This window comes from Dehalococcoidales bacterium (genome assembly GCA_028716225.1).
Taxonomy (GTDB): Bacteria; Chloroflexota; Dehalococcoidia; order Dehalococcoidales; family UBA5760; genus UBA5760.
In genome coordinates, this window is the sequence record JAQUQE010000005.1 from 33,437 (window position 1) to 44,589 (window position 11,153).

Annotated in this window: 10 protein-coding genes; 7 read left to right on the top strand and 3 right to left on the bottom strand. The window is 47.1% G+C overall.

Features of this window, described 5'->3' with window-relative positions:
- Position 1: 1 nt before the first annotated feature.
- The 3 genes from fdhF to PHI12_04720 all read left to right on the top strand — a co-directional run bounded on the left by fdhF (position 2) and on the right by PHI12_04720 (position 4,426).
- Positions 2–2,719, top strand: a complete 2,718-nt coding sequence (gene fdhF / locus PHI12_04710) for a formate dehydrogenase subunit alpha (protein ID MDD5510088.1) — start codon at positions 2–4, stop codon at positions 2,717–2,719.
- Between the two features lie 217 nt (positions 2,720–2,936).
- Positions 2,937–3,722: a formate dehydrogenase accessory sulfurtransferase FdhD gene (gene fdhD, locus PHI12_04715; GenBank protein MDD5510089.1), complete on the top strand. Its 786-nt coding sequence runs from the start codon at positions 2,937–2,939 to the stop codon at positions 3,720–3,722.
- An 89-nt stretch (positions 3,723–3,811) separates the two neighbouring features.
- Positions 3,812–4,426, top strand: coding sequence for a molybdenum cofactor guanylyltransferase (locus PHI12_04720; GenBank protein MDD5510090.1), 615 nt, complete (start codon positions 3,812–3,814; stop codon positions 4,424–4,426).
- Between the two features lie 235 nt (positions 4,427–4,661).
- Here the strand turns inward: PHI12_04720 and PHI12_04725 are convergent, their stop codons facing one another.
- Positions 4,662–4,961: a winged helix-turn-helix domain-containing protein gene (locus PHI12_04725; GenBank protein MDD5510091.1), complete on the bottom strand. Its 300-nt coding sequence runs from the start codon at positions 4,959–4,961 to the stop codon at positions 4,662–4,664.
- A gap of 613 nt (positions 4,962–5,574) precedes the next feature.
- Here PHI12_04725 and PHI12_04730 point away from each other — a divergent pair.
- Genes PHI12_04730 through PHI12_04745 form a run of 4 tightly spaced genes read left to right on the top strand, consistent with a single transcriptional unit; the run spans position 5,575 to position 10,005 of the window.
- Positions 5,575–7,539, top strand: a complete 1,965-nt coding sequence (locus PHI12_04730) for a molybdopterin-dependent oxidoreductase (GenBank protein ID MDD5510092.1) — start codon at positions 5,575–5,577, stop codon at positions 7,537–7,539.
- 10 nt (positions 7,540–7,549) lie between these two features.
- Entirely contained in the window at positions 7,550–8,083 is a 534-nt protein-coding gene (locus PHI12_04735; GenBank protein ID MDD5510093.1) for a hypothetical protein, read from the top strand.
- 23 nt (positions 8,084–8,106) lie between these two features.
- Complete coding sequence (locus tag PHI12_04740) at positions 8,107–9,531, top strand: Ni/Fe hydrogenase subunit alpha (GenBank protein MDD5510094.1); 1,425 nt, start codon at positions 8,107–8,109, stop codon at positions 9,529–9,531.
- A 9-nt stretch (positions 9,532–9,540) separates the two neighbouring features.
- Positions 9,541–10,005: a hydrogenase maturation protease gene (locus PHI12_04745; protein ID MDD5510095.1), complete on the top strand. Its 465-nt coding sequence runs from the start codon at positions 9,541–9,543 to the stop codon at positions 10,003–10,005.
- Positions 10,006–10,079: 74 nt separating this feature from the next.
- On the opposite strand, the gene hypB is transcribed toward PHI12_04745, so the two are convergent.
- Entirely contained in the window at positions 10,080–10,733 is a 654-nt protein-coding gene (hypB, locus tag PHI12_04750; protein ID MDD5510096.1) for a hydrogenase nickel incorporation protein HypB, read from the bottom strand.
- Positions 10,734–10,810: 77 nt separating this feature from the next.
- Positions 10,811–11,152, bottom strand: coding sequence for a hydrogenase maturation nickel metallochaperone HypA (hypA, locus tag PHI12_04755; GenBank protein ID MDD5510097.1), 342 nt, complete (start codon positions 11,150–11,152; stop codon positions 10,811–10,813).
- Between the last annotated feature and the right edge of the window lies 1 nt (position 11,153).

The following is an 11,153-nucleotide window of genomic DNA, read 5'->3' on the forward strand; positions in this document are numbered from 1 at the left end:
CATGAAAGAAATAGCTTTAACAATAAACGATCGTGAGTTAAAAGGACGCCCCGGGAACACGGTTCTCGAGGTGTGTAAGGAGAATGGTATTTATGTGCCAACACTCTGTCACCTTGACGGACTGAGTGATGTCGGTGCCTGTCGTATGTGCGTTGTTGAAATCCAGAAAGAGCGCAAGCCAGTCCCTGCTTGTACTTATCCTATAAGAGACGGACTGGTAGTCAAAACTAATACGGAACGACTGGAAAAGTACCGCCGTCAGATACTGGAGCTTCTCTTATCCGAGCATGAGCATAATTGTCTCTTTTGTGAAAAAAATGGTAGTTGCGAACTACAGGATTTGATATATCAATATTGTATTGATCGCCCGATACCTCTAATTAACAAAGAGATCGATCCAATTGATGACTCAAGTCCGGTAATATTGAGAGACCCGAATAAGTGCATTCTGTGTGGGCGGTGCGTCCGTGCCTGTGATGAGATTACCAGCAACCAGGTACTGGGTTTTGGTAATCGAGGTAGTAAGACCTTTGTTACCGCAGAGATAAAACAACTATTAGGCGATACTTGCTGCCTTGCCTGTGGTGCTTGTGTTCAAGCCTGTCCCACAGGAGCAATCACCGAAAAGCTGTCCCGCTTTCAGGGTAGAAACTGGGATATTAGTAAGATCGAGACCACATGTCCCTATTGCGGAGTCGGTTGCCAGATTGAACTCGGTATTAATAATAACAAAATAGTAAAGGTCCGTGGTGTTGAAAGCGGTCCTGATAATATGGGACATCTTTGTGTCAAAGGTCGTTTTGGCCTTGATTTTGTCCAGCATCCTGACCGTCTTACCACTCCTTTAATCAAGTGCAACGGGGAATTTCGAGAAGCTAGCTGGGATGAGGCATTAGATCTAGTTGCAACAAAAATTAGTGATTTGAAAAGAAAATACGGTAGCGATGCTTTGGCTGGGTTATCCTCAGCTAAATGCTCCAACGAAGAAAATTATCTGTTTCAAAAATTTGTTCGAGCCTGTTTCGGGACCAATAATGTTGACCATTGTGCACGCCTCTGTCATGCATCTACCGTGGTTGGTCTAGCCGCGGCATTTGGTAGCGGTGCAATGACTAATTCGATTCGGGATTTTGGGGAATCAAAGGTCATCTTAGTAATCGGTTCCAATACTACCGAAAACCACCCTGTAATCGGTGACCATATAAAGCGTCTTGTAAGAACCAAGAAGACAAAGTTGATTGTAGCCGACCCGAGGGCAATCGAGTTAACGAAATACGCTGATATATGGCTAAGGCAAAAAGGAGGAACGGATGTAGCCCTCCTTAATGGTCTGATGAATGTAATAATCAACGAAAATCTCTATGACCATGAATTCGTGGAAAGCCGAACTGAGAATTTCGAGGATTTCAAGAAAGTCGTCTCGGAATACACCCCTGAGCGGGTAGAAAATATTACCGGCATTCCAAAAGATCAATTAGTTGCTGCAGCAAGGATGTATGCTGAGGCAGAAAGTAGCTCGATCGTTTATTCGATGGGAATCACTCAACACACTACTGGAGTTGACAACGTCCTGTCTACCGCTAATCTGGCCATGCTCACTGGTAACATAGGTCGTCCGGGAACAGGGGTCAACCCACTACGAGGGCAATGTAATGTTCAGGGTGCCTGTGATATGGGGGCTTTACCCAATGTCTACCAGGGATACCAGAGCGTGGCTAATGAAAACATACGCGCGACTATGGAGAATGCTTGGCAGGCAAAATTACCCGAAAAACCAGGTCTAACAGTTCTTGAAATGATGAACCAAGCCGAGAAAGGCACTCTGAAAGCAATGTACATTATGGGGGAAAACCCGATGCTTTCTGATCCCAATCTTAACCATGTTAAGGAAGCATTAGAGAATTTAGATTTTCTAGTGGTACAGGACATTTTCCTTACGGAGACGGCTAAGATGGCCGACGTTGTACTCCCCGGAGTTTCCTTCGCTGAAAAAGACGGAACGTTTACTAATACCGGACGGAGAATTCAACGTCTTCGTAAGGCAATTCCTGAAGTCGGGCAGAGTAGACAAGATTGGGAGATTATCGAGGAGATTGGTTCTAGGTTGGGTTACTCAATGTCTTACCAGTCACCATCAGATATAATGGAGGAAATAGCTTCCGTTACCCCTTCTTATGGCGGTGTTCATTATGATCGTCTGGACGGTCAAGGCTTACAGTGGCCATGCCCCACTCGTGAGCATCCGGGAACACCAAATCTTCATAAAGACAAATTCACTCGAGGATTGGGGCACTTTACTCCTGTAGAATATCGACCCCCTGCAGAACTGCCAGACGAATGTTATCCATTCTTACTGAATACAGGTAGAATCCGCCCTCAATTCCATACCGGTTCTATGTCGCGACGGTCAAAGGGCTTAGCAGAGATTGCCCCGGAAGGTCTCCTTGAAATGAATCCGGCGGACGGGGAAAAACTGAATATAGCAGACATGGACTGGGTTAAGGTAAGTTCACGTCGGGGACATATGGAAACAAGAGTTAATATTACAGAGCGGGTACCTGAGGGAACAGTTTTCATGGCCTTTCATTTTGGCGAGTCAGCAGCCAATTTCCTAACCAACGATGCTGTTGATCCTGTAGCCAAGATCCCAGAATTTAAGGTGGCAGCTGTAAAAATAGAGAGGTTAGAGAAACAACTTCAAACAGTAAAAGGCAGCTAATGAGTTATTAATATATTTTCCCAGAGCTAGATACCTGGAGAGATACGGCGGAAGGAATACAATGAAATAAAGCCATAGAGCGCCCTTCTCTCCAGGTTGCTGGTACCCGAAGTCAAGATGACAACAACTCTGATTCAACCATTAGAATCACGACACCTGACAAGTCACAGCATATGCTGTTGATTATCAAAAATATCTATTATTCTTTGGGGCGCACTTGCGAGAAGTAGAAAAATTAGCCGTACTACGTATTACGGAACAAGGTAAAGCAATCGTTGAGGATATGGTTGCCACCGAATATAATATTGATATATTTCTCAATGGCAATAAGATAATCACTCTACCCTGTTCTCCTCTGAACCTAGACTACCTGGCCGTCGGGCATCTTTTTTATAGAGGTTTAATTCACAGTAAAGAGGAAGTAAGAGGAATAGTATGTAATGAAAAAAAAGGCTTTGTTAAAATAGAAACCCAGAAAAATGTAGTAGATCCTTCAAAACATGCTTCTACCTCTGGGGACGTTAATAAATTTTCATCCGACGTTAAAAAATTAAAGATACAAAGCTCCATCAATATTTCTCCTGATAAGATATTCGCTATGATGGAAGAATTTAACCAAAGGTCGGGATATTTCAAATCTACGGGATGCTTTCACAGCGCTGCGTTGTATAATACCGGAGGGATATTAATTTTTACCGAAGACATCAGCCGGCATAACACCATTGATAAGATATTCGGGGAATGCCTTTTAAAAGACGTGATAACAGATAATCATCTAATTTTCACCAGTTCAAGAGTCTTTTCCGATATATTAATAAAGGTGGCCCAAAGGAATATTCCTATACTTGTATCTAAGTCTGCTCCAACCACCTTAGCAATAAAGTTGGCTAAAGATTTAGGAGTGACCTTAATTGGTTTTGTTAGAGGGAATAGTCTGAACGTTTACGCCGGTGACTACAGAGTGTTATCAAATGGTGATTGTCAAGATCATTCGAAATCCTGAAGAGCAGGATCCTTTAGAGCGCGTAACCTGCTAATACACCCTCCACCACAGTATTAACGATATTAGACTAAGATTTAGATTGGTGTTTGATGTCAAAAGAGTTTCAGACAAGTGGTATTGTTCTAACCGGTGGGAAGAGTGAGCGTATGGGTTGTAACAAAGCATCCTTGACCATAAAAAATAAAAGCTTGCTGGAACACGTAATATCTTCAATTGATTCTTTGTGTAACGAAATTATTATAGTGTCGTCCCCTCTGAATAATCTCCAAAAGCCAGTCTTGCATTCAAAAGTGAGAATAGTGAATGACATATATCCCAATAAAGGTCCTTTAGCCGGAATTCATGCGGGACTATCAGCTTCTAACTCAGATCTTGGCTTGGTAGTCGCTTGCGATATGCCATTCCTGCAGCGTGATTTACTTCGTTACATGATAAGCATTTCTGCTGAATATGATGCGGTGATTCCACGTATAGGTAATCTTACAGAGCCATTGCATGCAATATACAATAAAAGTTGTTTAGCTCTTATCGAGGAGTTATTGAATAGAGGTGTCAGGAAAATAAGCGAGCTTTTCTGTTTGGTTAAGGTTAGATATTTAGGTGAGCGTGAGATTCATCAATATGATCCCAGGGGAGTTAGTTTTTTTAATATAAATACCAAAAAGGAATTAGAACTTTTTATTACCTCTACTTGTGACTATTAATAGTCCCCTTTAATAGTACCCGGAAACGTGTAATTTGGGGCAGCGCTACACTTCCAAGGAGCACCATTCCATCACTACTAGGTAGCCAATACCGATAAGACTCTAACTGCTGTTGGCCTATAATACAGGGGAAGGTCAAGTACCTAGAGTCATATTACTTCTCATAACTCCTTAACATTCATCATTTTCTACCTATAGAAGCGTAACTAAGCTCTAGACAAACTCTTGTTCATTGTTATGAGTCCTCTTTTTGTGATCGATATCCTAAAGCTAGAAGTATATCTCCAACAGGGTGTCCTCGTTCTAATGGGTGCCTCATTGGCATTTCTGGATTTACTGCATAGCGATTACACCTGCCTTCTCTATGCCGGATTATGTAACCCCCTTTTTCTAATTCACCTATGATTTTTTGCACCGCCCTTATACTTAGCCCAGCTTCTTGGGCAATCCCCTGGGCTGTACTTTTCGGATGTTTTGCTATATAAGTAAACAGACGCCCATGATTAGTAAGGAATGTCCATTCCCCTTTTCTCATCTTGTTGCTTGCTCCTTAACTCTTGATTCCAGCTAGGGCTTCTGCTAAAATATAAGTATTATGATACGTGTTTTATAATGCATAATAATAATATACGCTAGGGTGAATGTCAATTCGAAGTGAAATGTCTATAGTGAGGTATGAGTGACAACTAGAAAAATTCCAAGATGTATGAGTACGCAACACCCGGATAACGTGAACTCTTACCTTTTTGCGAAAAATACCGCGCTAGGCATAGAGGACGATATACAGGAAGCTTATTATTTCTTCTCTCACCTGGGTTGTGGCGAGCAGATGTGGGATTGTGAGGGAACGAAATAGACAATTTTGTCGCCAATAAGCTAGTGCCAAAACATAACTCTTTAAGAAGGTACCTCAATGGAGAGGCGCTAACACCTCTGGTAGAGCATAACGGATACAAACCGATTACCTGCTCTCCCGAGCCCCCAGAGAGGAAGACGTTAAGGAAAAGGCCAGAATCAGAGCTCCTGGAATCACCGCGAGTGAAGGCACTCGCTTATTTAAGGAAGTGACCTTAACTTACAGCCCGGAAGAGGCAATGAAAGAAGCCTCAAGATGCCTTAGATACGATTTGGAGGTCGGAGAATAAGCCATGAACGAGATAACAATAACAGTAAATGGTAAACAGGTTAAAGGAAAAGCAGGCAGCACCGTTCTTGAAATCTGTCAGGCTAATGGTATTGATATACCTACCCTCTGTCACCTCTACGGACTGAGTGATGTCGGTGCCTGCCGAATGTGCGTCGTAGAGATTGAAAGGGAGAGGAGGCCGGTTCCCTCCTGCACCTACCCGGCCCGGGAAGGACTGGTGGTACAGACCCACACCGAGAAGCTGGAGAAATACCGCCGCCAGATACTGGAGCTCATATTTACCGAGCACAACCACTTCTGCATGTTCTGCGAAAAGAGCGGGGACTGCGAGCTGCAAAAGCTGGGCTATCAATACCAGATGGACAACGTACGCTACCCCTACACCTTCCCCTCTCTATCGGTAGATTCGCTGAATCAATACATCACAATCGACCACAACCGCTGTATTCTCTGCGGCCGGTGTATCCGGGCCTGCCGTGAAATAGCGGCAGTAAACACTCTGGACTTCGGCCAGCGGGGCTGGAAGACCACGGTGGTGGCCGATTTGAACCAGCCGCTGGATGAATCATCCTGTCTCAACTGCGGGCCTTGCGTTCAAGCCTGTCCTACCGGCACCATCTTTAATAAGATCAATCTCTACAAAGGCATAACCGACGACTGTGAACAGATCGAGACCGTTTGTCCTGACTGCGGGGTAGGCTGTGAGCTGAATGTACTGGTAAGAGATAACAACCTAGTCAGGATCGATGCTCCCGATTTGACCAGTCCGAGAGGGGCCCTGTGTCGAATGGGACGTTTTGAACTGCTTGAACAAACACAGTCCAGAATTACCTCACCGCTGGTACGGAGCAAGGATTGTGAGTTCGAAGAGTGCAGCCTGGACAGTGCGGCGCAACGAATTAGCGCGGGGCTGAAAGAGGCGAAGGCGAGCTTCGCCGGTATGGCATCCACCAAACTTCCCAGTGAGACGCTCTCTTTGTTCCACAAGTTTATTTCAGGGGTAATCGGCAGTGACTCAATTGATACCCCGGATGGAGCCAGCTACCGCATAATCAGCGAGGGCATCGCTAAGTTTACCGGCAACGGTAAGCTGGATATCGAGTGTTCTATCGAGGAGATACCGGGAGCGGATTGTATTATGGTAATCGGAGCCGATCCCCAGAAGACTAATCCTGTAGTCGGCACTCTCATCCGCCGTGCCGCCGGTCAGGGTAAAGCAAAACTGGTAGTGGTACACCCGTCCAGGGATGCTTTCCCTCTCTGGACCGACCTCTGGTTAAAGCCGAAGGCAGGCAGTGAAGCAGCTCTGCTCACCGGGCTGGCCAAGGTCATTCTCGATAAAGGCCTGGCTAAATCAGGAAAGGCTGATGCGATTAAGACTTCTCTCAACCGGTGCGAGGTAGGCGAGGTTACCCGGACCACCGGTATAGATAAGGAGACTCTGGAGGAAGCAGCGGAGATATACGCACGGGCCGAGCGCGGTATCATCATCTACGGAGAAAACCTTGTTGTGAGCGGCGGTGCTGATGCGGTTGCCACTATTCTCAACTTGGCCAGTATCACGGCGAACCAGGTGGGCAACAGCTTAAGAGTTGTTTCTCTGAAATCCGGTGCCAACAGCCGCGGCGCCTGGGAATTAGGATTAGCCAAGGGTATCAAGCAGGATAAGCCGAAGGGCCTCTATCTCCTGCTTTCCGATGATACGGTAGATGAGAAACTGCTTAACTGGCTCCGGGAGATCGACTTTCTGGTGGTCCAGGCAAGCTATCAATCACCGGTTACCGCTATCGCCGATGTGGTACTACCATCACCGATATGGGCGGAGCGAGAAGGTAAATATGTTGATATGGGCGGACGTACACTGGAAATCAAGCAGGTATTAGAACCCGGAGAAGGTGTACTTCAGGATAAAGAAATACTGATGGCAGTTTCTCAAACAATGGGAAAAGAGTTGGTATTACGCTAGGGGGTTAACAGTGGCAAAGGTAAAAGTTATTTCAGCATGGTTGGATGCCTGTGCAGGGTGTCATATGTCCTTTCTGGACATTGACGAAGCGATTATCGGGCTGGCAGACAAGATAGAGTTGCTTGCCACACCGATAACTGATTTCAAGGAGTTTACCCCGGCCGATGTAGGGATTATCGAGGGGGCAATCAGCAACGAGCATGACGAAGAGGTAGCCAAACAGATTCGCGCTAACTGTAAGATACTGATGGTATGGGGCGACTGTGCCGTTTTCGGCGGTATAGTCAGTATGCGTAACCTGTTCAGCAACGAAGAAGTCCTTGACAGATACTACAGTACCGAGAGCACTACTATCAACAGCAAGATTCCCTGCTCAGAAGAACTGCCGCCGCTGGTAAAGGTTAAACCGATAAACCAGGTGGTCAAGGTTGACTGTTACGTCCCCGGTTGCCCGCCCAGTGCGAAGGCGATTCTGTACGCGCTATCCGAGCTTCTGGAGGGTAGGATACCGGTGCTACCAAGCGAGACAATGAGGTACGATTAAGGTCCGAGATAAAGGGGGATATTATGACCAGGAAAATTGTTATTGAGCCGGTTACCCGAATCGAGGGGCACGGCAAAGTTACCATCCATCTCAACGAACAGGGTAATGTAGACAAGACCTATCTTCACGTTACTCAGGTGAGGGGTTTTGAGAAATTTTGTGAAGGAAGACTCTTCTGGGAGATGCCGGTAATTACCCCCCGAATCTGCGGCATCTGCCCGGTAAGCCATCACCTGGCGGCGGCTAAGGCCGGAGATGCCATCCTGGGTGTTAAACTAACGCCTACTGCCGATAAGCTGCGGCGGCTGCTTCATATGGCGCAGATGGTCCAGTCCCACGCGCTTCACTTCTTCCATCTGGCCAGTCCCGATCTGATCTTCGGTATGGAAGCCGACCCGGCAAAACGGAACGTCATCGGGGTTATTGCCGCAATGCCCGATGCTGCCGTGAAGGGGGTCAAACTACGCGCCTTCGGACAGAAGATAATAGAGGCAATGGGACACAAGAGAGTCCACCCCAATGCCGCCGTTCCGGGGGGAATGAACCGCGCCCTGCACAGTGACAAGCGTGATGAAATCTTAAGCCAGATTGACGATATCATCGCCGACTGCCAGTTTGCCGTTGACCTGTTCAAAGACTACTGTGATAAAAATGGCGAGGTTGCTGAAAGCTTCGCTGATTTTAAGAGCGCCTATCTCGGGCTGGTCGATGATAACGGCAATGCCGAGTACTACGACGGTAAACTCAGGCTGAAGGACCAAGACGGCATGACACTGGAAGACGACGTGGCCCCGGAAGACTACCTCTCCATCATTGAGGAAAAGGTCGAAGACTGGTCTTACCTCAAGTTCCCCTACTACAAGAAAATGGGCTACCCCGCCGGTATGTACCGGGTAGGTCCGCTGGGACGACTGAATGTCGCCGACGGCTGCACCACTCCCCTGGCAGACAAGGAGTTCAAGGAATTCAAGAAGCTGGGGAAAAACGGTATACTGCAAGGGTCACTATACTATCATTATGCCCGGCTGATCGAAATGCTTAACTGCGCCGAAGAGATAAAGGCGCTTACCGGGGACAAGGACATCTGCTCGACAGACATCTGGCTTAACTCGGACTGTCTGAACGAGGAGGGAGTCGGAGTAATCGAGGCACCCCGGGGGACACTCTTCCATCACTACTGGGTAGACAAAACCGGTAAGATGCTCAAGGCCAACCTGATTGTAGCCACCGGCCACAACAACCTGGCCATGAATCGTGCCGTCAACGAAGTAGCCCATGCCTTCATCAAGGACGGTAAGGTAACCGAAGGAATACTTAACCGTGTTGAGGTCGCCATCCGCTGCTACGACCCATGCCTCTCCTGTTCTTCGCACGCTCTGGGCCATATGCCCCTGGAGCTCACTATCCATGAGGCGGACGGGAGCATTCGCCAAGTTTTAAGGAGCTAGCAGTAACAGATGAAGACCCTGGTGCTGGGTATCGGTAATTCGATCCTGGGAGACGATGGCGTCGGAGTGCGTGTCGCTCAGGAGTTAGCCGGGAAGATTAAGAACGATAATATTGATGTCAGGGATGTCGGCATAGACGGGTTGAATCTGTTGGATCTGATTCTCGGATACGATAAGTTGATCGTGATCGATGCCGTCCTGACGGAGAGAGAAAAGGTAGGCGAAGTTTACCGGTTCAAGCCGGAGAACGTCTACGATCCTTCACGCTCGGCTATCTCGCCACACCACTTCAACCTGGCAACCACGATTGAAATAGGGAAAAAACTCTTCCCGGGGAGGATGCCGGAAGAGGTCATCGCCTTCGCCGTGGGCACTGAGGAAGCTACTATGGTTACCGAAGAAATGACGGGCAGAGTGAAGGACGCTCTGCCCATAGTGGTAAACCTCGTTCTGGAAGAGCTCAACCTGAATTAAGCAGCCTATAGTTGCACCAGCCGAGATAGGGTAAACCACGGCTGGTGCGATTTATTTCCTACAGTTAAAGACAATTAAGGCTTCCTGCCCATCTGGATAAGAAGCCAGGAGAGCCACCGTTCAATACCCTGCCCGCTGGTACAGGATATCGGAATGACCTCTACCTTTTCGTTGATGCCCTTGACCGCCTGAGAAAAGATCTCGAGGTCGAAGTCAAGATAAGGCTTAAGGTCGATTTTGTTCAACAGCACGGCATCAACTGTATGGAACATAAGAGGATATTTGAATGGCTTATCATGCCCCTCAGGAGTGCTTGACACCAATACCTTCTTATGGTCACCGATGGCGAATTCGGCAGGACAGACCAGATTACCCACATTTTCGATAAGAAGCAGGTCGATATCCTCAAGAGTCATATTACCCAGGGCATTTTGAATCATATTAGCATCGAGGTGGCAGCCGCCGCCGGTGTTTATCTGAACCACAGGGACACCCTCCTTACCCACCTTCTCAGCATCCACGCTTGAGGTGATGTCTCCTTCAATAACACCAATCCTGATTTTGTCCTTCAGCCTCCTTATCGTCTCCAGAATAAGGCTGGTTTTACCGGCACCGGGAGAGGCCATTATATTCACAGCAAATACGTTATTCTTGTCCAGTAGGGCACGATTTCTTTCCGCTATTTCGTCATTAGCACTGAGAATGTTTTTAAGTACTTTTATTTCCATCTATACCACCTCAATATTTTTGTCAGGGCTTTTCGCCAATTACTCCACCCTGATACCTACTAATTCACCAGCAGTAACTACTCGACTTCAATGCTCTCCACAAAAAGTTCCTTACCGTCGGTAATTTCTATGCTATCCTGGCCACAATCAGGACAGGACCAATCAAATTCCTTGAGCTTGAAGACCCGGGCACAGTTCCTGCAGCGTGCCTTCGCCGGCACCATGGTAAAGGAGACGGTAGCGCCCTCGGCAATAGTACCCTTGACCAGAAAATTAAAGTAGAACTGCACCGACTCCTCAACAAAACCGGACAACTCGCCGACGGACAGCTTTACTGCCAAAACCCGCTCAGCCTCTGCCTTCTCCGCCTGGTCCAGAACGATATCAAGCATACTCTGTGTGATAGCAAGTTCATGCATT

Bases quoted from the DNA above. Each gene is read 5' to 3' on its own strand.
- fdhF (MDD5510088.1), top strand. From the start codon at position 2: ATGAAAGAAATAGCTTTAACAATAAACGATCGTGAGTTAAAAGGACGC.
- PHI12_04720 (MDD5510090.1), top strand. From the start codon at position 3,812: ATGTCAAAAGAGTTTCAGACAAGTGGTATTGTTCTAACCGGTGGGAAG.
- PHI12_04725 (MDD5510091.1), bottom strand. From the start codon at position 4,961: ATGAGAAAAGGGGAATGGACATTCCTTACTAATCATGGGCGTCTGTTT.
- PHI12_04730 (MDD5510092.1), top strand. From the start codon at position 5,575: ATGAACGAGATAACAATAACAGTAAATGGTAAACAGGTTAAAGGAAAA.
- PHI12_04740 (MDD5510094.1), top strand. From the start codon at position 8,107: ATGACCAGGAAAATTGTTATTGAGCCGGTTACCCGAATCGAGGGGCAC.
- PHI12_04745 (MDD5510095.1), top strand. From the start codon at position 9,541: ATGAAGACCCTGGTGCTGGGTATCGGTAATTCGATCCTGGGAGACGAT.
- hypB (MDD5510096.1), bottom strand. From the start codon at position 10,733: ATGGAAATAAAAGTACTTAAAAACATTCTCAGTGCTAATGACGAAATA.
- hypA (MDD5510097.1), bottom strand. From the start codon at position 11,152: ATGCATGAACTTGCTATCACACAGAGTATGCTTGATATCGTTCTGGAC.